General features: G+C 62.6%; 23 protein-coding genes. 10 read left to right on the top strand and 13 right to left on the bottom strand.

Annotated elements, in window-relative coordinates; translation table 11 throughout:
* Positions 1-111 precede the first annotated feature (111 nt).
* Positions 112-438 (top strand): DUF1820 family protein, encoded by a 327-nt coding sequence (locus LOY53_RS23575; protein ID WP_027592627.1) that lies wholly within the window; start codon positions 112-114, stop codon positions 436-438.
* A gap of 6 nt (positions 439-444) precedes the next feature.
* Here the strand turns inward: LOY53_RS23575 and LOY53_RS23570 are convergent, their stop codons facing one another.
* From LOY53_RS23570 to LOY53_RS23555, 4 genes are all read right to left on the bottom strand, one after another.
* Positions 445-990, bottom strand: a complete 546-nt coding sequence (locus LOY53_RS23570; protein ID WP_027592628.1) for a tetratricopeptide repeat protein — start codon at positions 988-990, stop codon at positions 445-447.
* A 188-nt stretch (positions 991-1,178) separates the two neighbouring features.
* Positions 1,179-2,462 carry a glutamate-1-semialdehyde 2,1-aminomutase gene (gene hemL, locus LOY53_RS23565; RefSeq protein ID WP_085272346.1) on the bottom strand — a complete coding sequence of 428 codons (1,284 nt, stop codon included), beginning with the start codon at positions 2,460-2,462 and terminating at the stop codon, positions 1,179-1,181.
* Positions 2,463-2,479: 17 nt separating this feature from the next.
* The gene (thiE, locus tag LOY53_RS23560) at positions 2,480-3,103 is read right to left on the bottom strand and encodes a thiamine phosphate synthase (protein ID WP_099455386.1); all 624 of its coding nucleotides are present in this window, start codon (positions 3,101-3,103) and stop codon (positions 2,480-2,482) included.
* A gap of 14 nt (positions 3,104-3,117) precedes the next feature.
* Positions 3,118-3,915: a hydroxymethylpyrimidine/phosphomethylpyrimidine kinase gene (locus LOY53_RS23555; RefSeq protein WP_258703349.1), complete on the bottom strand. Its 798-nt coding sequence runs from the start codon at positions 3,913-3,915 to the stop codon at positions 3,118-3,120.
* Between the two features lie 265 nt (positions 3,916-4,180).
* Here LOY53_RS23555 and LOY53_RS23550 point away from each other — a divergent pair, with 265 nt between their 5' ends.
* Positions 4,181-6,169: a hybrid sensor histidine kinase/response regulator gene (locus LOY53_RS23550; RefSeq protein WP_027592632.1), complete on the top strand. Its 1,989-nt coding sequence runs from the start codon at positions 4,181-4,183 to the stop codon at positions 6,167-6,169.
* 469 nt (positions 6,170-6,638) lie between these two features.
* On the opposite strand, the gene LOY53_RS23545 is transcribed toward LOY53_RS23550, so the two are convergent.
* Genes LOY53_RS23545 through LOY53_RS23535 form a run of 3 tightly spaced genes read right to left on the bottom strand, consistent with a single transcriptional unit; the run spans position 6,639 to position 9,034 of the window.
* Entirely contained in the window at positions 6,639-7,235 is a 597-nt protein-coding gene (locus LOY53_RS23545) for a hypothetical protein (RefSeq protein WP_258703348.1), read from the bottom strand.
* 22 nt (positions 7,236-7,257) lie between these two features.
* Positions 7,258-7,635, bottom strand: a complete 378-nt coding sequence (locus LOY53_RS23540) for a hypothetical protein (RefSeq protein ID WP_252825945.1) — start codon at positions 7,633-7,635, stop codon at positions 7,258-7,260.
* The gene (locus tag LOY53_RS23535; protein ID WP_258703347.1) at positions 7,628-9,034 is read right to left on the bottom strand and encodes a PAAR domain-containing protein; all 1,407 of its coding nucleotides are present in this window, start codon (positions 9,032-9,034) and stop codon (positions 7,628-7,630) included. The genes LOY53_RS23540 and LOY53_RS23535 overlap by 8 nt, the downstream gene beginning before the upstream one ends.
* A gap of 232 nt (positions 9,035-9,266) precedes the next feature.
* On the opposite strand from LOY53_RS23535, the gene LOY53_RS23530 reads away from it, so the two are divergent.
* The 3 genes from LOY53_RS23530 (at position 9,267) to LOY53_RS23520 (ending at position 13,129) form a co-directional block, all read left to right on the top strand.
* Entirely contained in the window at positions 9,267-10,919 is a 1,653-nt protein-coding gene (locus LOY53_RS23530; RefSeq protein ID WP_252825936.1) for an acyl-CoA dehydrogenase family protein, read from the top strand.
* A gap of 71 nt (positions 10,920-10,990) precedes the next feature.
* The gene (amn, locus tag LOY53_RS23525; RefSeq protein WP_027592636.1) at positions 10,991-12,454 is read left to right on the top strand and encodes an AMP nucleosidase; all 1,464 of its coding nucleotides are present in this window, start codon (positions 10,991-10,993) and stop codon (positions 12,452-12,454) included.
* Between the two features lie 6 nt (positions 12,455-12,460).
* Complete coding sequence (locus LOY53_RS23520) at positions 12,461-13,129, top strand: pseudouridine synthase (protein ID WP_258703346.1); 669 nt, start codon at positions 12,461-12,463, stop codon at positions 13,127-13,129.
* 234 nt (positions 13,130-13,363) lie between these two features.
* On the opposite strand, the gene LOY53_RS23515 is transcribed toward LOY53_RS23520, so the two are convergent.
* Both LOY53_RS23515 and LOY53_RS23510 read right to left on the bottom strand, forming a co-directional pair.
* Positions 13,364-13,567: a DUF2788 domain-containing protein gene (locus tag LOY53_RS23515; protein WP_027592638.1), complete on the bottom strand. Its 204-nt coding sequence runs from the start codon at positions 13,565-13,567 to the stop codon at positions 13,364-13,366.
* A 53-nt stretch (positions 13,568-13,620) separates the two neighbouring features.
* Positions 13,621-14,097, bottom strand: coding sequence for an Lrp/AsnC family transcriptional regulator (locus LOY53_RS23510; RefSeq protein ID WP_003249795.1), 477 nt, complete (start codon positions 14,095-14,097; stop codon positions 13,621-13,623).
* A 397-nt stretch (positions 14,098-14,494) separates the two neighbouring features.
* Here LOY53_RS23510 and LOY53_RS23505 point away from each other — a divergent pair, with 397 nt between their 5' ends.
* A complete protein-coding gene (locus LOY53_RS23505; protein ID WP_252825932.1) occupies positions 14,495-15,340 on the top strand; it encodes a DUF6515 family protein in 846 nt (281 codons plus the stop codon).
* Positions 15,341-15,555: 215 nt separating this feature from the next.
* Here the strand turns inward: LOY53_RS23505 and LOY53_RS23500 are convergent, their stop codons facing one another.
* Positions 15,556-16,425, bottom strand: a complete 870-nt coding sequence (locus LOY53_RS23500) for a cation diffusion facilitator family transporter (protein WP_027592640.1) — start codon at positions 16,423-16,425, stop codon at positions 15,556-15,558.
* A gap of 24 nt (positions 16,426-16,449) precedes the next feature.
* Positions 16,450-16,869, bottom strand: a complete 420-nt coding sequence (locus LOY53_RS23495) for a hypothetical protein (protein WP_027592641.1) — start codon at positions 16,867-16,869, stop codon at positions 16,450-16,452.
* A 116-nt stretch (positions 16,870-16,985) separates the two neighbouring features.
* Here LOY53_RS23495 and hrpB point away from each other — a divergent pair, with 116 nt between their 5' ends.
* On the top strand, positions 16,986-19,514 hold the full coding sequence (hrpB, locus tag LOY53_RS23490; protein ID WP_258703345.1) for an ATP-dependent helicase HrpB: 2,529 nt from the start codon (positions 16,986-16,988) through the stop codon (positions 19,512-19,514).
* A gap of 10 nt (positions 19,515-19,524) precedes the next feature.
* Here the strand turns inward: hrpB and LOY53_RS23485 are convergent, their stop codons facing one another.
* Entirely contained in the window at positions 19,525-20,013 is a 489-nt protein-coding gene (locus LOY53_RS23485; RefSeq protein WP_099455379.1) for a hypothetical protein, read from the bottom strand.
* An 88-nt stretch (positions 20,014-20,101) separates the two neighbouring features.
* Entirely contained in the window at positions 20,102-20,758 is a 657-nt protein-coding gene (locus LOY53_RS23480) for a YciC family protein (protein WP_099455378.1), read from the bottom strand.
* A 166-nt stretch (positions 20,759-20,924) separates the two neighbouring features.
* Between LOY53_RS23480 and LOY53_RS23475 the strand changes: the two genes are divergently transcribed.
* The 3 genes from LOY53_RS23475 (at position 20,925) to yedA (ending at position 23,629) form a co-directional block, all read left to right on the top strand.
* A complete protein-coding gene (locus LOY53_RS23475; protein ID WP_258703344.1) occupies positions 20,925-21,692 on the top strand; it encodes a DUF2076 domain-containing protein in 768 nt (255 codons plus the stop codon).
* A gap of 69 nt (positions 21,693-21,761) precedes the next feature.
* Complete coding sequence (locus LOY53_RS23470; protein ID WP_027595082.1) at positions 21,762-22,241, top strand: NYN domain-containing protein; 480 nt, start codon at positions 21,762-21,764, stop codon at positions 22,239-22,241.
* Between the two features lie 467 nt (positions 22,242-22,708).
* Positions 22,709-23,629, top strand: coding sequence for a drug/metabolite exporter YedA (yedA, locus tag LOY53_RS23465; RefSeq protein WP_099455376.1), 921 nt, complete (start codon positions 22,709-22,711; stop codon positions 23,627-23,629).
* Positions 23,630-23,684 lie beyond the last annotated feature (55 nt).

Raw genomic sequence — 23,684 nt, 5'->3', positions numbered from 1 at the left:
CTGCACAGGTTTCAAGGGCGGTGGAGAGCCTGTGGGAGCGGGTTTACCCGCGAATAGGCCGGCACTGCTATGATGCGCACCTTTTCTTACGCATGTGTTATCCCGCCAACCATGAGCAAACGCGAACCCGCCATCTATAAAGTGATCTTCCTCAACCAGGGGCAGGTCTTCGAGATGTATGCCAAGCAGATCTACCAGAGCGACCTGTGGGGCTTCCTGGAAATCGAGGAGTTCGTCTTCGGCGAGCGCACCCAGGTGGTGGTCGACCCCAGCGAAGAGAAGCTCAAGAGCCAGTTCGAGGGCGTGATCCGCAGCTTCGTGCCGATGCATTCGATCGTGCGCATCGACGAGGTCGAGCGCTTGGGCACGGCGAAGATCAGCGAGGCCAAGGGCGGCGGCAATGTGATGCCGTTCCCCATGCCGATGCCAGAGAAGTAGGGCGTTTCAGGGAAGTGGCGAGAACGGCGAGCGCCCTTCGGCGTTCTGCAGTTCAAGCAGGTACTTGCGGAAGATCTGGCCGAGCACCTGGGTCGCGTGTTCCAGCTCGTCGCGGGGCATCTGCTCGGTCACTTCGTCGGCCATGTCCAGCGCGTCTTCGGCGCCGTTGACCGCCGCCATCTTCAGCAGAATGTAGGCCTGCACGTTATTGGCTTTGACCCCTTCGCCGCGGAAGAACATGGCGCCAAGCCGGTATTGGGCCTGGGCGTGGCCTTGCAACGAGGCCTGCTGAAACCAGTTCAGGGCCTTGTTCAGGTCTTTGGGCGTCTGGGTGTAGTAGTACTCGCCCAGTTCGAACTGCGCCTGGGCATCCCCCGTCGTCGCCGTCTGCTCGCAGGCCTTGAGGGCATTGGCGAGGTCTTCTGGCTGAACATTCAGGGTGCAGCGGCTCGTCGCTGGAATCAGCAATGAGTTACCACCCTCCGCCAGGGCCAGCAGGGGCTGTAGAAGCAACAGGCAGCCCAGGGTCAGGGCGCGGCCGGTGCGGTTCATGGGGATCGACTTACCTCTGCAAAGCTGCGGCCAATGTCTCTGGTGGCACATTATGGGATAAGCAGCGCCAACCTTACAAAGTTTTACGCGAAATTCTGTCGGGTTGGGGAAGTCAGCTGATTGTGTAGGAGCGGCCTTACTTCGCGAAAGGGCTGCAAGGGCGCTCCTACAGGGGCAAATGTGGCGGTTTACTTCAGTGCAGCAAAGGCCTTTTCAGCGGCATCCAGGGTGATCTGCAGCTCCTTGTCGCCATGGGCGATGGAGGTGAAGCCCGCCTCGAACGCACTCGGCGCCAGGTACACGCCACCGTCGAGCATCAGGTGGAAGAAGCGCTTGAAGCGATCCGCATCGCTGGCCATCACGTCGTCGAAGGTGACGATGTCATCGGCGCCGCTGAAGTACAGGCCGAACATGGCACCCGCCTGCGTGGTGACGAACGGTACGCCAGCAGCATCGGCACGCTGTTGCAGGCCATCAAGCATGCGGCTGGTGAAATCGGTCAGTTCGGCGTGGAAGCCTGGGCGGCTGATCAGTTTCAGCGTGGTCAGGCCGGCGGCCATGGCCAGCGGGTTGCCCGACAGGGTACCGGCCTGGTAGACCGGGCCCAGCGGGGCGATGCAGCCCATGATCTCGCGCTTGCCGCCGAAGCAGCCGACCGGCATGCCGCCGCCGACGATCTTGCCGAAGGTCGACAGGTCAGGGGTGATGCCATAGTAGCCTTGAGCGCCGCCCAGGGAGACGCGGAAGCCGGTCATCACTTCGTCGAAGATCAACACCACGCCGTGCTTGTCGCACTGCTCGCGCAGGCCTTCGAGGAAGCCCGGGGCTGGCGGTACGCAGTTCATGTTGCCGGCGACCGGCTCGACAATGATGCACGCCACGGTCTGGCCGACGTCAGCCAGGGTTTTTTCGACCGCGGCAATGTCGTTGAACGGCAGGGTCAGGGTGTGTTTGGCGAAGTCCGCCGGCACGCCCGCCGAGCTTGGCACGCCTTGGGTCAGCAGGCCCGAGCCGGCTTTTACCAGCAGGCTGTCGGAGTGGCCGTGGTAGCAGCCTTCAAACTTGATGATGGCGTCGCGGCCGGTGTAGCCACGGGCCAGGCGGATGGCGCTCATGGTGGCTTCGGTGCCGGAGCTGACCATGCGGACCATTTCCATCGACGGCACGAGCGAGCAGACCAGGTCGGCCATCTCGGTTTCCATGGCGGTAGGGGCGCCGTAGGACAGGCCGTGTTGCAGCTGGTTGCGCACCGCATCGAGCACTTCAGGGTGGCCGTGGCCGAGGATCATCGGGCCCCAGGAACCCACGTAGTCGACGTAGCGCTTGTCGTCTTCGTCAACGACGTAGGCGCCTTCGGCGTGCTTGAAGAACAACGGCGTGCCGCCAACGCTCTTGAACGCGCGGACAGGCGAGTTGACGCCGCCCGGGATGTGCTTCTGGGCTTGGGCGAACAGGGTTTCGGAACGGGACATGGGATCTTCTCTCGAAATCAGGAAGCGAACAGGGCGTTGAAGGCACGGGCGCGGCGGGTGACTTCCTGCGCGCTATCGGTACCAAACAGGCCGTGGATCACCGCCAGCAGGTCGGCGCCATGGGCGACCAACGGGGCAGCGTTGTCGAGGGTGACGCCGCCGATCACGGCGATCGGCAGCTTGACCTGGGCGCGGGCCTGTTCCAGCAGGTCGAGGCTGGCGGCCGGTGCGCCCGGCTTGGTCACGGAGTTGAAAAAGCGACCGAAGGCCACGTAGCTGGCGCCTTCGCTGGCGGCCTGGCGGGCCAGGTCGAGCTGCGCGTGGCAGGTCGAGCCGATGATGGCGTCGCGGCCCAGCAGCGCACGGGCCGGGGTCAGCGGGCCGTCGGTCTGGCCCAGGTGCACGCCGACACCCAGGCGTGCGGCCAGTTCGGCGTCGTCGTTGATGATCAGCTGGGTGTCGTAGCGCTCGCACAGTTGCTTCAAGGCTTCGGCTTCGCGCAGGCGACGCGCGGCGTCGTCACTCTTGTCGCGGTACTGCAACAGTCGCACCCCGCCGTCCAGGGCCGCTTCGACATGGGACAGAAAACGGCCGGCGAGCAGCTGGCTGTCGGTGATTGCGTACAGACCGCGTAGCTTCATCTGAAAGCCTCGTATCAGGAGCAGAAATCCAGGGGCAGGCGGCGCGGCACGTACTGGCCCTTGCCCAGTTGCTCGGCGTCACGCAGGGTGCGCCAGGTGTATTCCAGGGCACTGCGCACAGCGCTTTGCAGTGCTTCGCCCAGGGCCAGTCGACCGGCCAGGGCGCTGGCCAGGGTGCAGCCGGAACCGTGGTAGCTGCCCGGCAGGCGTTGGCAGGTCCAGGTCAGGCGTTGGCCATCGCGGCTGTACAGGCGGTTGTGGATTTCGTCTTCGTCGCCGTGACCCCCGGTAATCAACAGGTGTCTACAGAACGGCAACAGTTTCTCGGCACACTCGTCGGCAGTGCCTTCAGGCAGCTCGGCGAGAATGCGCGCTTCCGGCAGGTTCGGCGTGGCGATGGTCGCCAGCGGCAGCAGGCGTTCGCGCACGGCGTAACCCACTTCGTCCTTGCCCAGGCGGCCACCGCCACCGGCACGCAGGACCGGGTCGCAGACCAGCGGCAGGTGCGGGTGGGCGGCAAGCAGTTCGGCGACGGTGTCGACCATGTCGATCGAACCGAGCATGCCCAGCTTGACGGCCGCTACCGTGGAGTCAGCCAGCACGGCGTTGGCCTGGGCCAGCACCCACTCGCGGTCGAGCACGCGGAAGTCGGAAACATTGACGGTATCCTGGACGGTCAGGGCGGTCACCGCGGGTGCGGCGTGACAGCCTTGGGCGATCAGGGCTTCGATATCTGCCTGCAAGCCGGCGCCGCCACTGGGGTCGTGGCCGGAGAGACAGAGGACAACGGGGCGGGAGCTGTAGGTATTCATGGGCGGCGAGCTTACCACCAAACCCATTTGTGGGGATCGTCCTACAAACGAGTTTTGCTGATCGACTGGTCAGATTCAGGTGTGTTGTTCTGCTGAAAGTATTGATTTAGAGCCTTTTGGCCGTAATTCGGGATGGCCGATTGCCAGGTAGGAAAGCTATGCTAGAGTGCTCGGATAACTCGACAAACGGGTTCTGCCGGATTACGTCGTCTCAAACGGATGGGAGGCAACCGCGACGCGACCGGACAGGCCATGCTGGGGCTGTATGCGCTATTTGCTGATTGTGCTTCTGGGCTTGTTGCCCGTGCTGGCCGTTGCGGTCGACTTCGACGACGCTACCCGCCATCTTCCGCTGGGCGAAACCCTTCAGGTCTTCGAAGACCCTGATGGCAGTACCAGCATTGCCCAAGTCAGTGAGCCCACGTTCGCCAACCACTTTCGGGCCCATCACGAGCCTGTGTTGAACGCTGGTTATTCCACGTCGGTGTTCTGGTTGAAGATCGACCTGCGTTACCTGCCGTCGGCCACTGCCACCCCCCGCCAATGGCTGCTGGAACTGGCCTACCCACCCCTGGATCACCTCGAGTTGTACCTGCCCGACAGCACCGGTACTTACCGCCTGGCCCAGCGCACGGGCGACGCCTTGCCCTACGCCAGCCGGCAGATCCGGCAGAACAACTACCTGTTCGAGTTGCCGCTGCCCCCAGGCCAGGCGACCACCGTCTACTTGCGCTTGCACAGCCAGGGTTCGGTGCAGGCGCCGCTGGCGCTATGGTCGGCCGAGGCCTACATGGAGGACCAGCCCACGCGCCTGTACGTATTGGGCATGATCTACGGCGTGTTGCTGGTGATGCTGGTGTACAACCTGTTCATCTACCTCAGCGTGCGGGATGTCAGCTACCTCTACTACATCCTCTACATCGCCTCGTTCGGTCTTTATCAGGTTTCGGTGAACGGTGCGGGGGTCGCCTACTTCTGGCCGGACAGCCCCTGGTGGGCGAATGCCTCGACGCCCTTGTTCATTGGCGCTGCCGGTTTGTTCGGCTGCCAGTTCGCCCGGCATTTTCTGCAATTGGGCAAGATCAGCCGTGGCTTCGACCGGTTGTTGCAACTGCTGATGCTGGGCGGTGGGCTGGTGATGGTACTGGCCGTGAGCATGCCGTATGGCATCGCCCTGCGCATGGCCACCGTGCTGGCGTTGCTGTTCACCGTCAGCATCTTTGCCGCTGGCGTGTATGCCTGGTCGCGCGGTTTGCGGGTGGCGCGCTGGTTCATCATCGCCTGGTCGGCGTTTTTGCTGGGCGGGCTGGTCAACACCTTGATGGTGTTGGGTTACTTGCCGAACGTGTTTATCACGATGTATGCCAGCCAGTTGGGCTCGGCGCTGGAGGTGGCGCTGCTGTCGCTGGCGCTGGCCGACCGTATCAACAGCCTGCGCGAGCAACAGGCGCAGACCCTGCGTGAAACCGGTCGAACCCTGGAGCAGTTGAACCTGCAACTGGCCAGGAGCAACCGCTTGAAGGACGAGTTCCTGGCCACGGTCACCCATGAACTGCGCACCCCGATGAATGGTGTGATCGGCTCGCTTGAATTGATGCACACCCTGCCGATGGAGGCCGAAATGGCCCAGTACCATCGCACAGCGGTCACGTCGGCGCAGAGCATGATGGACATGGTCGACGACATCCTCACCCTCTCCGAGCTGCAGGGCGGCCGCTTGCGTGTGCAGGCCGCGCCCTTCAGCCTGCGTAACATGCTGCAAGGCTTGCGAGCCGCACACGCTGGCCAGGCGCTGGGCAAAGGGTTGTACCTGAGCCTGGACATACCTGCCGATCTGCCAGACGCGCTGCTGTCCGATGCGCAAAAACTGGCCCGTTGCCTGGGTTGCCTGCTGGACAACGGCCTGAAGTTCACCGATCAGGGCGGGGTCATGCTGCAGGTGCGCGGTCAGCGTTTGGGGCCGGACAACCTGGCGCTTACCTTCACGGTCAGTGACAGTGGCATCGGCTTTGATGATCTCGACCAGGCCACGCTTTATCAGCGTTTTTTCCAGGTTGATGGTTCTATGACCCGGCGTTATGGCGGGCTGGGCATCGGCTTGTCGATTTGCAGGCAGATGGGCGAGTTGCTGGGGGCCACGCTGTCGCATGAATCTACGCGCGGGTTGGGGAGCCGGTTCGAGTTGACGATGAAAGTCGCGATATCGCAGGTGCAGTTGCCTCCGCACTCTCAGCAGACGCGTCGCTCCTTCTAGGTGTATCGATAGCGGGCAGGACGCGTTTGGGGCTGACAGGCGCCCGCCACGGGAGGTATAGCGCCTGGGAAATCGAGCGCCGCCCGCGCGGCGCATCGCGAGCAACGCTCGCTCCTACGTTTGTTTCGGGCCAATTATTCCTGTGGGTTTTGCGCGCGTACGCCTTGGCGCATGGCTCTATATCGCGTCGTACACACCAGGCGGTCGCGCGCGCCTGCCACAGGCGTTACTGGCCCGAAACAAACGTAGGAGCGAGCGTTGCTCGCGATGCGCCGCGCGGGCGGCGCTCGATCTCATAGGCGCTGAATGTGTTGTGGCGAGCACCTATCAGCCCTGATGCATTCTCAAGACTTGCACCCGCGACCTACAACAACTCCAGCCTCTTCCTACGCATCTGCACAGGAGCCATGGCCAAGGCGTTGCTGGATGATACGCCTCAGCCAAGGCTAGGCAGCGCGGGTTACTGCATTCATGGTACGTAAGCCGACAAATAGCCAAAAAGAGCGGTAATGGGCATCCAGCAGACAATCAGCCATAGAACATTTGCCCAAGTTATTTTTGAATTTTCAAACCCACACGCATCACCCTCACAAACATTGACTGATTGCTGTATCTGTACCATTGCCACCGAGAAAAAGGTGGTGTAGAGGAGTGTGAGCATAATCGGGATTAGGGTGAAAGCTGAGAGTGGCAGGCTATCGAATAACTTTTCGGATATATAGAATTCCCAGCCCACTATCATCAGGATGGGTGCGTAAAACATCAGAGTGACACCGACCGCACTACCTTCTACAGGCCGGTTCGCTTGAGTGCAGCGCGCGACGATTTTTTTCATTAGGAAGTAGATTGTTACAGCGCCGAAAATTGTACAAAGCAGCGGGATGAGTCTGAGGCCATGCTGACCTCTGATGAGTAACCAGTGTCGATAGTACCAGTAGTAAAGGTACAGGCCCATTGATAAAGAAGCCATGATTATGAGTTTTGAAATGGAAATGATATAGAGTTGTGTTTCTTGTGGGTGTGAGGTGGTTGGCGATTCGGGATGGTGCTTCTGGGCTGAGGTCATAAGGGGTGGTCTCTCAGATAGGCTATTCGATGAGGAAATTTACGGCTATCCAGATGATGCCGATGATGTTCAATGATGATGAAAAAAGTATTTTGCTTTTTAGCTTCTTAGGGAATTGTAGGTAGTCTCGCTCATCCATAATCCCTCTGCGAATACTTGAGTTTGGTGATCCGATGGCGCCAGCGATTACAGAAATTACTAGCACTCTGGAGCCAATCTTTTTCTCCCCCCATATGCCGGTCGCAAATGGAAGGCACGCACTCCGTTGGAGTGCCGAAGTCATCTCTTTATATTGGCGAGAGCAGGCGATATGAACATCAGTAGCAAGGCCGATCAAAATTAGGCATGCAGGTGTTGCTAGCAAGAATAGTCTTAGTTTTAAGTCAAGGTGCTCAATCATCTGCAAAGACCTCGAAGACTAATTCGCCTAGTTTTTCACCATATTCCATGCCGGCGACGCTGCCAGCCAAGGCACCTGCGCCAGTGATTACTACTCCACATGCGAGAGTCCCAGGTCCGAATCTCCAGCAAACATTCGCAGAGACTCTGACTGATATTTTGCCGGCCGCCCAGCCGCCAGCTAAGCCGCCAGAGAAATTACTTGCCTCAGTAACTTTGACTTTTTCGCAAGCTTTGGAGTTTCCCTCTTTACATACTTCAGAGACTTTAATTGCCGAGCCGATGCCACCAATGGTAATCCCTATACGTCCACCTGTTTTCAAATATTTGGCCATCTTGGCCAGCTTATCCAAATGTGTCGCGTAGCCAGGGATATGTGTAGGTCCTCCCGCCTTGCTCCAGTGGTGCACCAAGCTTCTCGACGAGATTCCCAAGTCCCGCCGCAGACTTTGATAGTTTCCGAGGTTGAGGCGTTTGTTCAGAACGGTCGCTTTCAAGTTCGCACTCAATTGCGTGAACAGCTTTTGACGTTCTGCAAAGAACTCAGGGTGCCGAAGATGCCCGTGCTTGAAGAATTGGTCTTTATGAAGATGTTCGATTTTTTGCAAAATGGTGCTGAGTTCATCCATCGACTTGGCAACCATCGCCTCGCTCACACCCATCGCCAGGCTCACATCACTGAGCAGACCGGCAATCTCGGCCTGATGACGCATCATGAAATCGGCTTCTTCTGGTGTCAGGCTCGCCAACGCTTCCCGTGCCTGCTTCGCCGCACTCATCACCTGTAGCTCTTCACGGGTGCACACCGGGCGCCTCTGGCCGTCGCCGATGACAAAGATTTCGCCTGCCTTGAAGCCACTCTGATACGTCGGGTTCAGCCGTTCCAGGATTGAACGCGGCAAGTTGGCCTGTGGCGCGCCGAGCTCTGCCAGGACTTCCTGGTAGGTCATGCAGCGCGGGAGGATATAAAAGCCAGGTTCCATGGCTTGCGTAGCGGGCGAGGGCTGAAACCCCTCAGGTCGGTAGCTACTGCGCGTCGGGTTACTCGTTTGGGCCTGTGGCTGTGCCTCATAGATGGTCGCAGGTGCGGGCGCTCTGCGCGGGGTCGGCCCATTGGGTGCCCGCGCAACCAATCGATTGCTGCCTATGGGGCAGCCGCACTGGACCAGTGCGCCATCCACGGCGGTCGGTATCCCGTCCTGCTTCCATCGATGTTCACCTTCAACGATGGTCCCTTCGTTACCGCAGAGTGGGCAGGGTGTTGTTTTGTCGCCCACCAGCAGCCAGCCGCTCCCGTGTACACGCCCACGTGCCTGGCCGGCGATACAGAGGGCGCCTGTGGTGGTCTGGTCGCCGTCGAGTCCCTGGCCTTTGCCAAGGATGTTCATACGCTGGCTCATGGTTCGACGCTTCCTAAAAGGGTGGAAGCCGGAACCTAGCACTCTGGAAACCGCCCATTTCACTGGAAGAATGGTTTAGGAAATCTCCTACACGAAATGCAGATTTGGATGTCGTCCGATAATCACCGCCGCAGCCAAATGCCATCCCGATTAGTCATTTTTGTCACTTTGACTGACCCCCAGGGAGTGCTTCACTGGGACTTTCAGGCCTGCACGGATCCAGGAGCTGCCAATGAACCTGCACCAGTACGCTGAAACCCACGAAGTCACCAACCAGCCGCCGTCCCTCGACGGCGCCAACCTGTACCGCCTTGACCAACCCTTGCAGGAGTGGTCGCGGCGTTTTGGCGCTGGCTGGGCCGAGTCGCGGATCGATGCCTACGGTGCCTTGGCCGGTGGGCCGCTGATGGCTGCGGGCTTCTTGGCCAACGCGTACAAGCCGGAATTCAGCAGCCACGACCGTTATGGCCACCGTATAGACCTGGTCGAGTTTCACCCGGCCTATCACGAGCTGATGCGCACCGCGGTCGAACATGGACTGCCCTCGTTGCCATGGGCAGAACCCCGCGCCGGTGCCCACGTAGCGCGGGCTTCGATGACCTACCTGCACAGCCAGGCCGAAGCTGGCACTGGCTGCCCGCTGACCATGACCTTCGCCGCCGTGCCGGCGCTGCGCCTTCAGCCCGAACTGGCCGAGTACTGGCTGCCGAAAATCCTGGCCTGCGAATATGACCCGCGCAACGTCGGGGACCGGCACAAGGCCGGGGTTACCCTGGGCATGGCCATGACTGAGAAGCAGGGCGGCACCGACGTGCGTGCCAACACCACGCGCGCCTACCCGGTCGGTGCGCCGGGCCCAGGCCAGGCGTATGAACTGGTCGGGCACAAGTGGTTTTGCTCGGCGCCGATGTGCGATGCCTTTCTTACCCTGGCCCAGACCGAAAAAGGCCTGAGCTGCTTCCTGTTGCCCCGCCATCGCCCGGATGACAACCGCAACCAGTTCTATATCCAGCGCTTGAAAAACAAGCTGGGCAACAGCTCCAATGCGTCCAGTGAAGTCGAGTTTCGGGGCGCCCTGGCGTGGATGGTGGGTGAAGAAGGGCGGGGTGTGCCGACCATTATCGAGATGGTCGCCATGACCCGTTTCGACTGCATGGTCGGCTCCAGTGCCCTGATGCGCCAGGCCCTCACCCAGGCCGCCCATCATTGCGCGTTCCGCAAGGTCGGCGGCCGGGTATTGAACGAGCAGCCGCTGATGCAAAACGTGCTGGCCGACCTGGCGCTGGAGAGCGAGGCGGCGCTGGCCTTGAGCCTGCGCATGGGGCAGGCCCTGGAGCAGCTTGATGACCCGCAGCAGGCGCATTTTGCCCGGCTGGTCACAGCGGTGGGCAAGTACTGGATCTGCAAGCGTGCCCCGGCAATGATCAACGAGGCCGCCGAATGCCTGGGCGGGGCCGGGTACGTCGAAGACAGCATCCTGCCGCGGTTGTACCGCGAAGCACCGGTCAACTCGACCTGGGAAGGCTCGGGCAATGTGCAGTGCCTGGATGTGTTGCGGGCGCTGTCCAAGGAGCCGGGGGTGCTGGACGCGCTGTTCGCCGAGCTGGGTGATGGCCATGGCGACCCACGGCTGGCTGCGCACATTGGCAACCTCAAGGGGGCGTTCGCCGACACCACCGACATCCAGTACCGCGCCCGTCAGCTGACCGAGGACATTGCACTGGCGCTGCAGGCCAAGCTGCTGCTGGAGGCGGGTAATGCGGTGGTCAGCGACGCGTTCATCGGCAGCCGCCTTGCCGGTGGGGGTCGGGCCTATGGCGCGCTGCCGCGGGGTGTGGATGTGCAGGCGCTGGTGGCAAGGGCCACGCCGGTCTGGCAAGACTGATCAATGGGGGTGTATTTACCCACGAAGGCAGGCAAGATGGTCCACATGCATGTCCAGACAGGAAGCACAGTGTGAGCCACGCTTTTGTAGTCGTTGATACCCCAGAACAGGCCGTCGACCGTCTGGCGGCCCTGCATGAACAGGCCACCGGTGCCCTCAGCCAAGCCCTCAAGCGCTACCTCAAGGACCGAACCGAGCCCGATGCCGACGAGCGCGGGCTGTTCCGTTATCCCGCGCTGCGCCTGACCTATTACAGCCAGGGGGAGGTCGCGGCCACCACGCGTGCCTACGCCAAGGTCCAGGTCGCCGGCACCTACAGCGTCACCGTCACCCAGCCAGCCGCGTTCCGTGGCTATCTGCTCGAGCAACTGCGCCCGCTCATGCACGACTACACCGTGACAGTGGAAGTGGGTGTGAGCGAGCAGAACATCCCGTACCCGTACGTGGTTGATCAGGGCGACGAACTGGCCGGCAGCGGCATCACCGCCGCCCAGCTGGCGCGGGTGTTCCCCAGCACTGACTTGTCGGCAGCCACCGACAACATCGCCGATGGCCTGTACGACTGGGACAGCACCGAAACCCTGCCGCTGGCGCTGTTCGATGCCGCGCGTGTCGACTTCTCGCTGCGTCGCCTGGTGCACTACACCGGCAGTGATTGGCGGCATGTACAGCCGTGGATTTTGCTGACCAACTACCACCGCTATGTCGACCAGTTCATCAGCCATGGCCTTGAGCAACTGCGTGACGACCCGCGTTTCGTGCGCATGGTGCTGCCGGGCAACGTGGTGATCGAAAAGGGTATGGACCATGGCGAAACCCAGGCCCTGGTGGCCAGCGTGGTCTGGCACCGTTACCAGATGCCGGCCTACCACCTGATCGCCGCCGATGGCGACGGCGTGACCTTGGTCAACATCGGCGTCGGCCCTTCCAATGCCAAGAACATCACCGACCACCTGGCCGTGCTGCGCCCGCACTGCTGGCTGATGATCGGCCACTGCGGCGGCCTGCGTCAGTCGCAGACCATCGGTGACTATGTGCTGGCGCATGCGTACATGCGGCGCGACGGCATTCTTGACCGTGTGGTGCCGCCAAACATTCCGATCCCGGCCCTGGCCGAGGTGCAGATGGCCTTGCAGGAGGCGGCAGCACAGGTGACCGGCGAGCGCGGCGAACAGCTGAAAAAGCGTCTGCGCACCGGCACCGTGTTGACCTATGACGACCGTAACTGGGAACTGCGCTGGGCCCAGGAGCGGCCATTGATCAACCTGTCACGTGCGGTGGCGGTGGACATGGAGAGTGGCACCATTGCCGCCCAAGGCTACCGCTTGCGGGTGCCGTACGGCACGTTGCTGTGTGTCTCCGACAAGCCGCTGCACAGCGAGATCAAGCTGCCGGGCTCGGCCAACGCGTTCTACAACCGGGCGGTCAGCCAGCATTTGAAGATCGGCATTGCCGCCCTCGACCTGCTACGTACCGAGCTCAATTCGTTGCACTCGCGTAAACTGCGCAGCTTCGATGAGCCGCCGTTCCGCTGAGGATCCATGCCCCTGCCACCCCGTAACAAGCCGCGCCGCCCTCAGGCGCGGCCTGCCGACCCGCGTCGCCAGCCCAAAGCGCGGCCTGCCGACCCGCGTCGCCAGCCCAAAGCGCCGCCGGCCGAGCCACGCCTGATCCTGTTCAACAAACCGTTCGACGTGCTGACCCAGTTCAGCGATGGCGAAGGGCGCGCGACCCTCAAGGACTTCATCGACATCCCGGGCGTCTACCCGGCCGGGCGCCTGGACCGCGACAGTGAAGGCCTGCTACTGCTGACCAACCATGGCGGCCTGCAGGCGCGCATCGCCGACCCCAAGCACAAGCTGGCCAAGACCTACTGGGTACAAGTGGAAGGTGAGCCGAGCGACGAGCAGCTGCAACGCCTGCGCGAGGGGGTGACGCTCAATGACGGCCCAACCTTGCCGGCCGAGGCCCGCCGCCTGGAGGAACCTGAACTGTGGCCGCGCAACCCACCGGTACGTTTTCGCAAGAGCGTGCCGACCCATTGGCTGGAGCTGGTGATTCGCGAAGGGCGCAACCGCCAGGTGCGGCGGATGACGGCGGCGGTGGGGTTGCCGACCTTGCGCCTGGTGCGGGTGCGGATTGGCGACTGGACGCTGGACGGCCTGGACCAAGGCTGTTGGCGCGAAGTCCCAGCCAAACTGCCGAGATAACGGGGAAACCTCGAAGCCTGCTCAAGTCTCTGTGGGAGCAACTGTCTTGTGGTGCTTGTTCCGGCCTCATCGCTGGCAAGCCAGCTCCCACAGGTGCGGCGCTAGACTTGCAGGCTACATAGTTCGGGTGGGAGCCGGCTTGCCGGCGATGCAGGCGCTGGGGTGTATGGCACCGGCTTCGCCGGTGATCGCTGGCAAGCCAGCTCCCACAGGTCCCTGGCCCATGCCCGGCTGTTACACCCCTTCCAGAAACGCCACCACCACGCTCTTGATGATAAAGGCCAGTACCCCAAGCCCCAGGACGAAGAACAGGATCAGGGTGCCAAACCGCCCGGCCTTGGACTTTTTCGCCAGGTCCCAGACGATAAAGCCCATGAAACCGATCAACACGGTGACGAGGATGATCATCATCCATTCTTCGAATACGGCGGGATCCATCAGTGTTCTCCAGGCAGGCTGAGCGCTCGATCATACGCCGGGCGATGAAGTATTCAACGCAGGTGGGTCAATGGAAGCTCGGTACTGGCCAGTACCTGGTTGAGCACGAAGCTCGAACGCACGCTGGTGACGCCTTCGATACGGGTCAGGCTGCCGAGTAGCAATTTCTGATAGTGGTCCATGTCCGGTACCACCACCTTGAGCTGGTAGTCGGCGTCCATACCGGTGACCAGGCTGCATTCAAGCACCTGGGGCAAGTTGCGGATGGCGGCCTCGAAGGTCTCGAAGCGCTCTGGGGTGTGGCGGTCCATGCCGATCAGGACATAGGCGGTCAGGCTCAACCCCAGCTTCTTGCGATCGAGCAGGGCAACCTGGCGCGAGATGTAGCCGTCGTCCTCAAGTTGTTTGACCCGACGCGAGCACGGCGAAGGCGACAAGCCGATGCGTTCGGCCAGCTCCTGGTTGGAAATGCGCGCATCGCGCTGCAGTTCGGCGAGGATGCTCAGGTCGTAGCGGTCAAGTTTGCTCATGGAATATGCCTTTTCTGTTCAGATTGCGGTGAATTATCAATCTAAGGTGAAAAATTGCGCAAGTGCTATTTATCTGAGCAATCTTCGCAATCCTCTGTCGCCCGCTGCCCGGTATCTTTATCCACAGAATCACTGCCCGGACATCAGTCCACGGCGACGCGCTCTAGGCGAGCGGTCGCGGCCCAGCCATCCAACAGGATCCGCCAGGCCCCCGGGCTACACACCGTCCAGAAGACGGCGTGAGGTGAGCCGGCGCCACAAGTGCCGAGCACGGACGACAATTCCCAAAGGGAGGCCCAATGGCCTCCCTTTTTTCATGTCCGCGATTTTAAGTTGCCGGTGTGGACGGCGCGGTAGACTGGCAGCGGCTGCAGTCATTTTGATCGAGAGGGGCACCATGAAGTCGCGCATCTGGCAGTGGGCAGGTGTTGGTTTGGTTACGTTGAGCATCAGCCTTGGCGCTGTGGCGCAGGGGCCTGATGAGGGGCATGGCGGGGGCCATGGCGGCAACGGGCCACAGGACCCGAACGGCGCTGCCGCAGGCCGCTCCCCGCTCAACTCGCGCGACGAAGTACGCCAGACGCAGCCCCCGCGCCAGGGTTATTACCAGGACATCCCCCGGCACAATGGCGATAACCGCTATTGGCAAGCCGGTGGGCCGGGGCAGCGGCCGGGCGGTGACTGGCAGGGGCGCCCGGACGGCCATGGCAATGGCTGGGGGCCAGGGCCGCAGTATCGCCCAGGGCAGACCATCGACCGCTTCCCGGATCGCTACTGGAAGGTGCCTTACCGCGGGCACGACTACTTCTATTCGGGCGGCTATTGGTATCGACCGCACGGCGGCAGTTACATCGTCGTGGCACCGCCTTATGGTGCGCGGGTGGAGTACCTGCCGGCGTATGCCCGTGAGGTGTGGCTGGGTGGGGCGCTGTTCTTCCTGGTGGCCGATACCTATTACCAGTACCTGGCGGATAGCCGCGAGTATGTGGTGGTCAACCCGCCGATGGCTGCACCCGCGCCTGTGCCACCCGCAGTTGGCGGCTACGACGTGGTGGCTTATCCGATGTATGGCCAGGGCCAGGAACAGCAGGAACAGGACCGCTACCAGTGCCACCGTTGGGCGGTGAGCCAGTCAGGCTTTGACCCGGCGACAGCGGCCTATGCACCCCCTTTGAATGTGACCGATACCTACCGGCGTGCGCTGGGGGCCTGTTTCAGCGGGCGGGGTTACAGCATCAACTGAAATTGTCGCTGAATGATCCGGCCCTATCGCCGGCAAGCCGGCTCCCACAGAACTGTGCAGTGCTCAAGGCCTGGGTTTTCCTGTGGGAGCAACTGTCTTGTGGTGCTTGTGCCGGCCTCATCGCTGGCAAGCCAGCTCCCACAGGTGCGGCGCTAGCCTTCGAGGCTACACAGTTCGGGTGGGAGCCGGCTTGCCGGCGATAGGGCCGGACAGGATTACACCGGGTCCGCGTGCACCATCACATCCGCCTGTGGATAACGCTGGCGAATCACCTCCGATGCCGCCACGCACAGACTGTGCGCCTCATGCAGCGCCAGCTCGCCCGGTAACTCCAGGTGCAACTGCACGAACCATTGGTTGCCCGAAACCCGTGTACGCACATCATGCACCCCCTTCACGCCAGGGATGGCCAGCACCAGGGCGGACATGGCCTCGCCCACATCGCCCGGCAGCTCCTTGTCCATCAGGATGGCGGTGCTTTCCCGCGCGATCTGCAGCGCACTCCAGAGAATGTAGAAGGCAATGCCCAAGCCGAACAGGGCATCCAGTTGCGACCAGCCAAATTGGGTCAGCAGCAAAGCCAGCAAGATGCTGCCGTTCAGCAGCAGGTCTGAGCGGTAGTGCAGGGAGTCGGCCCGCACCGCAGTGGAGCCGGTCAGGCGTATGACCTTGTGCTGCAACGCCAGCAAGGCAACGGTCAAGGCCAGTGAAAGCAGCATGACCGCGATGCCGACGCCCGTGTCACCCAAGGGTTGTGGGGTTTGCAGGCGTTCGACCGCCTGTACCCCGATCAGCACTGCGCTGACTGCGATGAACAGCGCCTGGGCCATACCCGCCAAGGCCTCGGCCTTGCCGTGGCCAAACCGATGGTCATCATCGGCCGGGCGCAGGGCGTAATGCACGGCGAGCAAGTTGAGAAACGAGGCGACAGCGTCCAGTGCCGAATCGGTCAACCCGGCCAACAGGCTGACCGAGCCGCTCAGCCACCAGGCCAGCGCCTTGCTCACGACCAGGATGCTGGCCACCGCCAGTGACGCGCGGGTGGCCAGGCGCAGCAGGCGCTGGTGTTCAGCCGGGGTGATCATGCCGGGGCGATGTCCTTGTCTGGGTCAGGCAGCCGGTACCAACTGGTAGGCGGCCAGTTGCTCGACGCTACCACGGTGCTGGATCAGCCGCGGGTCGTTCAGCGGCAGGCGCTGGCCCAGTTCGCTTTCAAGAATGGCCTGCAGCTTGAGGTTGTCGACCTTGCCGTCCGGGCTTACCGCTTCGCGCAGTTTCTCTGGGGCGACCTGAGCTGTGCGGCCACCCGGGTAGTAGATGGCGCCGGTGGCAAAGTCGATGCCGAAGGCGATCAGCCCGGGGATCACGTAGAAGAGAATGCCGATGGCATCCATGGCGGCGACCACGGGGTCGATCTTGCCGTCGATCTGGCCGCGGCGGTCTGGGTAGAACAGCGTGCCGCAGGCCGTCAGCTGGGTCAGCAAGGTGACGATGAGGGCGCCGCCGATGACACGGGATGGGATACGCATGTAAATCTCCGAAAAGGTATTCAGCAGGGCAAGCGAAGCGCCAGCACCTGATGCTAAGACCATGATAGAGCAGGCTGGGTTCGCCGTTATACTCGCCCGACTGTTCGAGGACCACCATGATTTCATTACCGATCGATACTGTTTTGCCCGCCTTGCGCCAGGCCCTGGAAAACCGCGACGAAGCCGTGCTCGAAGCACCGCCCGGCGCCGGCAAGACCACCCGTGTGCCCTTGGCATTGCTGGACGCGCCGTGGCTGGCCGGGCAAACCATCGTGATGCTCGAGCCACGCCGCCTGGCCGCCCGCGCGGCGGCCGAAAGGCTGGCCAGCGAGCTGGGTGAAAAGGTCGGGGAGACCGTGGGCTACCGCATTCGCCTGGACAGCAAGGTCGGGCCGAAGACCCGCATCGAGGTGGTCACCGAGGGTATCCTCACACGCCGCTTGCAGGCAGACCCCGCGCTGGATGGCGTGGGGCTGTTGATCTTCGACGAGTTCCACGAACGCAGCCTGGACGCTGACCTGGCCCTGGCCTTGAGCCTCAATGGGCGTGAACTGCTACGTGACGAGCCGCCCCTGAAAATCTTGCTGATGTCGGCGACGCTGGAGGGCGAGCGGCTGTCGCGGCTGCTCGACGATGCGCCGGTGGTCAGCAGCGAAGGCCGCATGTACCCGGTGGATATCCGCTGGGGTCGGCCGTTCCAGCCGGGCGAGTTCATCGAGCCGCGGGTCGTCGATTGCGTGCTCCAGGCGCTGGCGGACCAGACCGGCAGCGTGCTGGTATTCCTGCCCGGCCAGGCCGAAATCCGCCGCGTTCATCAGAGCCTTCAGGACATGCTGGGCGAACGTTCCGACATCCTGCTTTGCCCATTGCACGGCGAGCTCGACCTCAATGCCCAGCGTGCGGCGATCGACCCGGCCCCTGCCGGCAAGCGCAAAGTGGTGCTGGCGACCAACATCGCCGAAACCAGCCTGACCATCGACGGTGTGCGCGTGGTGGTTGATACCGGCTTGGCACGGGTGCCGCGCTTCGACCCCGGCAGCGGCATGACGCGGCTCGACACCCAGCGTATCTCGCGCGCCAGCGCCACCCAGCGCGCCGGCCGGGCTGGACGCCTGGAGCCGGGGGTGTGCTACCGGCTGTGGTCCGAGGCCCAGCATGACCAATTGGCGGCGCATGGCAGCGCAGAAATCCTCCAGGCCGACCTCGCCGGCCTGGCCTTGCAACTGGCCCGGTGGGGCGTCACCCCTGATCAACTGCGCTGGCTGGACCGGCCGCCCGCAGCGGCGTTCTCCCAGGCCCAGGACCTGTTGGCACGGCTCAGTGCATTCAAGGCGGGCAGCCGCGACAACCTCAGCGAGCACGGCCAGGCCATGGCCGAACTGCCGGCCCACCCACGTATCGCCCATTTGCTGCTGCGCGGGCAGGATCTAGGCTTGGCGGCCATGGCCTGTGATGTCGCGGCCTTGTTGGGTGAGCGTGATATCCAGCGCGGGGGTGGCGCCGACCTGCACAGCCGGCTGGCGCTGATCAGCGGTGAAAGCAAAACAGCGCGAGGCGGGCAGGGCGGCGTGCAGCGTGCGCGGCAGCTGGCCCGCCAGTACCGTGGGCTGCTGCGTGGCAAGGCAGGCGCTGGGGTTGCCGACCCTGATCATCCACGCTGGTTGGGCGCACTGTTGGCACTGGCCTACCCAGACCGGGTTGCCCAGCAGCGCCGCGAGGGCGGTGCCGAGTATCGCCTGGCCAATGGCCGCGCGGCCCTGTTCGCCGAGGTCGATGCGCTGATGAAGTGCCCCTGGCTGGTGGTTGCCGACCTGGGCAGCCGCCAAGGCCAGCGGGAAGAACGCATTTACCTGGCTGCCGAGTTCGACCCCGCACTGCTGGACGACGTGCTGGCCGAGCAGGTCGAGCGTATTGATATCCTCGACTGGGACGACCGCGAGCAGGTGCTGTGCGCCGAGCGCCAGATTAAGGTCGGCGAGCTAGTGCTCAGCCGCGAGCCGTTGCCTGGCCTGGACGACGACGCCCGCGCCAGGGCCCTGCTCGGCCTGGTACGGCGTAAAGGCTTGAACCTGCTGACCTGGACGCCCGAGTTACGCCAGTGGCAGGCGCGGGTGGCGTTGTTACGTCAGCTGGACCTGGACAAGACCGGGCAAAGTGAATGGCCAGACTTGAGCGACGAAGCCCTGCTGGCGAACTTGGAAGGCTGGCTGCAACCCTACCTGGGCAAGGTGTCCCGCTTGAGCCATTTTGCCGCGCTGGACCTGTCGTCGATGCTGCGCAACCTGTTGCCATGGCCCTTGCCGCAGCGCCTGGACGAATGGGCGCCGGCACACCTGGCCGTGCCGTCCGGCTCGCACATACGGCTGGACTACAGCGAAAACCCGCCCATCCTCGCCGTGCGCCTGCAGGAGCTGTTTGGTCTGGCAGACACGCCACGCATCGCCCAAGGGCGACAGCAGGTCAAGTTGCACCTGCTATCGCCAGCACGCCGGCCCGTGCAAGTGACCCAAGATCTGGCCAACTTCTGGCGCACGACCTATGCCGAAGTGAAGAAGGACCTCAAGGGCCGGTATCCCAAGCACTATTGGCCGGATGACCCGCTGGTGGCCGAGGCCACGGCGCGGGCCAAACCGCGAGGTACCTGACCTACTGCCTTCAACCGAGCTGCTTGAGCAGGAAGGTGGCGACCACGCCTTCCTCTACGTTGAGAAATGCAATCCGGTCCCCGTTGAAATGCGGATCATTGTGCAGCGCGCCAACCCGGTGGCCCCTGTGGTCACGTAGATAGCAAACGAGGCCGTCCTCGGTCATTTGCAAGGGTTCGACTTTCCAGAAGTCGGTGACCTCGGCGTTCCAGTAGAACCCGAGGTAGCCGTTGCGGCTAACGCCCAGTTTCTTGGTGCGCGGATACCATGGAATGCAGAGGTGATAATGCAGTCGATCCTCGGTCTGGGAGTCGAAATGGAAGTCCACAGTTGGCGAGTCTTCTCGTCCTCCAACTTGCAGCCAGTCCTCTTCGGGTGTGCCCCAGGTGGGATTGTCGCTGTTGCGGCTCAACCGCAGCGGAATATTGCGGCCGCCCGACTGCATGTACAGTTTGCCGCGGAACGACTTGGCGTGGCTCGCTTGAATGTCTTCGTCCATGGTGCTTTCTCGAATTCAATTGAAGAAGCACGCACGGTAGACAGGCATGGCAGGTGGGGGCACCGTGAACCTTTTCACGGCGCTGTTCTCAGCTGCTGGCAGGAGACTCCAGCAGCATGAACAGGCGGTACAGCACCACGGTGCTGAACAGCTGCAAGAAGCCGCTGAGGCTGTCCATGGCCAGTTCCATGCCGGGGGACGGCGCTGGGAAAGCCATCAGCAGCAGCCCGTCGATCAGCCAGATCGGCGCCAGCACCGCCAGCACGCAAATCATGATGCGCAGGAAGTTGCCGGTGGTCATCCGCGCACTTTCGCGCATCGACTGCACCACTGGCAGGCCCCGCAGTACCAGCAGGTACTCGGCGAACACCAGGTTGATCATGATCCACACGCCCGGGAAGATGAACAACGCCAAGCCCGCCATGATCAGCAGGGAGCTGATGAGAATCAGCAGGGCCAGCTGCGGCCACAGTTGCACGGCCCGGGCAAACAGGTCGCGCTTGGCGATCTCCTGGCCATTGCTGCGGGTGTCGAGGTAAAGGATCAGCGCCGCGCTGTACAGCGGGTACAACAGCAAGCTGACCAGCATGCCGTAGGCCGGCGACGCCTGGTCGCCCATTTGCCGGTACAGCAGCTGGGTGAGCAAGGCTTCGAGCACCACCAGCGGCAGGCACAGCGGGAGGATGTTCGGCAGGTGGCGGCGGAAGAAGTACAGGGAGTCGCGCAGAACGCTCAGCGGATTCATCGGTCAACATCGCATGGCAGTAAAAGCAGGGGTGTACTTTAGCCCAAAGCAGGCGTGTAGCTGTCACTTGCTGAAAAAAGTTTCACCGCCGAGGTGATTGAATCCAGTGCCTGAACGCCCCATCTTTGACGCTGTCCGTTGTCCCGCTTCCCCATGAGGTAGCTTCATGAACACTGAAGAACAAACCCTGATCGATAGCCTGTTCGGCCGCATCAAGCAGGCGGAAGACCCGAGCCAGCCGCGTGACGCGCAGGCCCAGGCGTGCATCGAAGCGCATGTGCGTCAGCAGCCGGCAGCGCCTTACTACATGGCCCAGGCGATCCTCGTTCAAGAAGCCGCGATCAAGCGCCTTGACGAGCAGAACAAGCAACTGGAGGCGGAGCTCCAGCAAGCTCGCGCACAGGTAGAAGCCAGCCGCGCCGGTAACAGCAGCCCCACCAGCAACGGTGGCGGTGGTTTTCTGTCGAGCATCTTTGGTTCGGGTGGGCGTAACACGCCACCGGCCGTGCAACCGCAGCGCCCCTCGGCGCCCGTTGCTGGCGGGGGTGGCTGGCGTGAACCGTCGGCGCCGGGCTTTAGCCCGCAGCAACCGCAGCAACAGCAGCAAGCTGGCTTTGGCGCAGCGCCGGCGCGAGGGGGCGCCAGCAGCTTCCTCGGCGGTGCGATGCAGACCGCTGCCGGCGTGGCCGGCGGGGTGTTGCTGGCCCAAGGGATCAGCAGCCTGTTCAACCACAACTCGCAGCCAGAGGAAGTGGTGGAAGTGATCAAGGAAGAGCCGACACCGGCCAGCGACAGCGGCGGCTGGAACGACCAGGGCGGGCAGCAGCAGGTGGCCGACAACGGCGGTTGGGGCAATGACCAGGGCGGTTACGCTGATACCGACTACGGCAGTGGTGACGGTGGGTTCTTCTCCGACGACGATTCCTACGTCTGACGGGTCTGGCATACTGCTGGCATTTGGGGCTGCACGGCAGCCCCGGTTCCATCAGACCATGAGGTTCCCGTGAAAAAGATCGCGTTGTTCGCCGACGTGCAGAACCTCTACTACACCGTGCGCCAGGCGCATGGCTGCCATTTCAACTACGCCGCGTTGTGGGCCGAGGTCAGCCGTGAAGGGCAGATCGTCGAAGCCGTGGCCTATGCCATCGATCGCGGTGACAGCAAGCAACAGCAGTTCCAGCAGATCTTGCGTAACCTCGGGTTCGAGGTACGCCTTAAACCGTACATCCAGCGTAGCGACGGCTCGGCCAAAGGTGACTGGGATGTGGGCATCACCCTGGATGTGATCGACGCCGCCAGCCGCGTGGACCAGGTGGTGTTGGCCTCCGGTGATGGCGACTTCGATTTGTTGCTGGAGCGGGTTATCCAGCGCCATGGTGCCGAAGCGGTGGTGTATGGCGTGCCTGGGCTTACGGCGATGTCACTGATCCGTGCTGCGAGCCGTTATGTGCCTATTGAGGGACGGTTGTTGTTGCGGCATTGAGCGCGGGGTCGGGGCGCGAGGTGGAGCGGTGTTGATGGCGTCAGGGCGAAGAGGGGCATGGCGTTAGGTTTTTAGCGCCTGGGAGATCGAGCGCCGCCCGCGCGGCGCTTCGCAGCACAAGGCTGCTCCTACATCTGTTTTGGGCCAGTTATTCTTGGGGCATTGGCGCGCGGGCCCCCGGGGCATGGCGCGATATCGAGTCCGGTAAACAAGGCGGTCGCGCGCAGATACCACAGGCCTGACTGGCCCGAAACAGATGTAGGAGCAGCCTTGTGCTGCGAAGCGCCGCGCGGGCGGCGCTCGATCTCAACCACCCCAAAAACCTCAAGCCAACCACCCAGGCCTACCCACAACCTCAACGTACCCCCACCAAGTGTGTCGCTCATTTATTCCGGTTTTGTAACTTAAGTTTACGCAGTGACCTTTCTAAACTAAGTCACCCGTAAACGGATTTCGAGTACTTAGCCATGCCTGCCTCCCGCCGCTTCCCACTCCTGCTCATCGGTGCCTTCATGGCCCTGTACCTGGTCTGGGGGTCCACCTACCTGTTCATTCGCATCGGCGTCGAATCGTGGCCACCGATGCTCATGGCAGGCGTGCGCTTTCTGATCGCCGGGGGCCTGTTGTATGGCTTTTTGCGCTGGCGCGGTGTGCCGGCGCCGACCTGGCCGCAATGGCGGGCCGCAGGGGCAATCGGCTTTCTGTTGCTCAGCTGTGGTAACGGCGGTGTGACCGTGGCCGAACACGCCGGTGTGGCGTCCGGGGTGGCGGCTTTGGCGGTAGCGACGGTGCCGCTGTTCACCCTGGTCTTCGGCCTGCTGTTCGGCCACCGCAACTCGCGGCTCGAATGGGCGGGGATCGGCCTCGGGCTGGCCGGTATCGCACTGCTCAACCTCGGCTCCAACTTGCAGGCCAGCCCGATTGGCGCGGCACTGATTCTGTTCGCGGCGGCGTCGTGGGCATTTGGTTCGGTATGGAGCAAAAGCTTGCCGCTGCCGCAGGGGCCGATGGCCAGTGCCGCCGAAATGCTGGTGGGCGGTGCTGTGTTGCTGCTCGGCAGTGTGCTGTCGGGCGAGCGCATGACCCAGATGCCCACCGCTGCCGGTTGGGGCGCGCTGGCCTACCTGGTGTTCTTCGGCTCGATCCTGGCGTTCAGTGCCTACATGTACCTGCTCAAGCATGTGCGCCCGGCGGCGGCTACCAGCTATGCCTACGTCAACCCGGCGGTGGCGGTGCTGTTGGGGATCGTCTTCGCCGGCGAACAGATCGGCGCCGAAGAATGCGTGGCCATGGCGGTGATCATTGGCGCAGTGGTGCTGATCGGCCTGCCTCAGTGGCGCAAGGCACCCGCGCCTGTGCAACCGTTGAAGGGCGAAATCTGCAAGTAGACGGGGGTGTTGCGGTAAACTTGCCGCCTTCGCTGAACCCCCTGACGGTATTGCC

This window comes from Pseudomonas sp. B21-031 (genome assembly GCF_024748985.1).
Lineage (GTDB): Bacteria > Pseudomonadota > Gammaproteobacteria > Pseudomonadales > Pseudomonadaceae > Aquipseudomonas > Aquipseudomonas kermanshahensis.
This window is presented reverse-complemented; position numbering and strand designations above follow the sequence as displayed.

What these genes read in the sequence shown, in the direction of transcription:
- LOY53_RS23575 (WP_027592627.1), top strand. Translation starts at nt 112, where the DNA reads ATGAGCAAACGCGAACCCGCCATCTATAAAGTGATCTTCCTCAACCAG.
- LOY53_RS23570 (WP_027592628.1), bottom strand. Translation starts at nt 990, where the DNA reads ATGAACCGCACCGGCCGCGCCCTGACCCTGGGCTGCCTGTTGCTTCTA.
- hemL (WP_085272346.1), bottom strand. Translation starts at nt 2,462, where the DNA reads ATGTCCCGTTCCGAAACCCTGTTCGCCCAAGCCCAGAAGCACATCCCG.
- thiE (WP_099455386.1), bottom strand. Translation starts at nt 3,103, where the DNA reads ATGAAGCTACGCGGTCTGTACGCAATCACCGACAGCCAGCTGCTCGCC.
- LOY53_RS23555 (WP_258703349.1), bottom strand. Translation starts at nt 3,915, where the DNA reads ATGAATACCTACAGCTCCCGCCCCGTTGTCCTCTGTCTCTCCGGCCAC.
- LOY53_RS23550 (WP_027592632.1), top strand. Translation starts at nt 4,181, where the DNA reads ATGCGCTATTTGCTGATTGTGCTTCTGGGCTTGTTGCCCGTGCTGGCC.
- LOY53_RS23545 (WP_258703348.1), bottom strand. Translation starts at nt 7,235, where the DNA reads ATGACCTCAGCCCAGAAGCACCATCCCGAATCGCCAACCACCTCACAC.
- LOY53_RS23540 (WP_252825945.1), bottom strand. Translation starts at nt 7,635, where the DNA reads ATGATTGAGCACCTTGACTTAAAACTAAGACTATTCTTGCTAGCAACA.
- LOY53_RS23535 (WP_258703347.1), bottom strand. Translation starts at nt 9,034, where the DNA reads ATGAGCCAGCGTATGAACATCCTTGGCAAAGGCCAGGGACTCGACGGC.
- LOY53_RS23530 (WP_252825936.1), top strand. Translation starts at nt 9,267, where the DNA reads ATGAACCTGCACCAGTACGCTGAAACCCACGAAGTCACCAACCAGCCG.
- LOY53_RS23520 (WP_258703346.1), top strand. Translation starts at nt 12,461, where the DNA reads ATGCCCCTGCCACCCCGTAACAAGCCGCGCCGCCCTCAGGCGCGGCCT.
- LOY53_RS23515 (WP_027592638.1), bottom strand. Translation starts at nt 13,567, where the DNA reads ATGGATCCCGCCGTATTCGAAGAATGGATGATGATCATCCTCGTCACC.
- LOY53_RS23510 (WP_003249795.1), bottom strand. Translation starts at nt 14,097, where the DNA reads ATGAGCAAACTTGACCGCTACGACCTGAGCATCCTCGCCGAACTGCAG.
- LOY53_RS23505 (WP_252825932.1), top strand. Translation starts at nt 14,495, where the DNA reads ATGAAGTCGCGCATCTGGCAGTGGGCAGGTGTTGGTTTGGTTACGTTG.
- LOY53_RS23500 (WP_027592640.1), bottom strand. Translation starts at nt 16,425, where the DNA reads ATGATCACCCCGGCTGAACACCAGCGCCTGCTGCGCCTGGCCACCCGC.
- LOY53_RS23495 (WP_027592641.1), bottom strand. Translation starts at nt 16,869, where the DNA reads ATGCGTATCCCATCCCGTGTCATCGGCGGCGCCCTCATCGTCACCTTG.
- hrpB (WP_258703345.1), top strand. Translation starts at nt 16,986, where the DNA reads ATGATTTCATTACCGATCGATACTGTTTTGCCCGCCTTGCGCCAGGCC.
- LOY53_RS23485 (WP_099455379.1), bottom strand. Translation starts at nt 20,013, where the DNA reads ATGGACGAAGACATTCAAGCGAGCCACGCCAAGTCGTTCCGCGGCAAA.
- LOY53_RS23480 (WP_099455378.1), bottom strand. Translation starts at nt 20,758, where the DNA reads ATGAATCCGCTGAGCGTTCTGCGCGACTCCCTGTACTTCTTCCGCCGC.
- LOY53_RS23475 (WP_258703344.1), top strand. Translation starts at nt 20,925, where the DNA reads ATGAACACTGAAGAACAAACCCTGATCGATAGCCTGTTCGGCCGCATC.
- yedA (WP_099455376.1), top strand. Translation starts at nt 22,709, where the DNA reads ATGCCTGCCTCCCGCCGCTTCCCACTCCTGCTCATCGGTGCCTTCATG.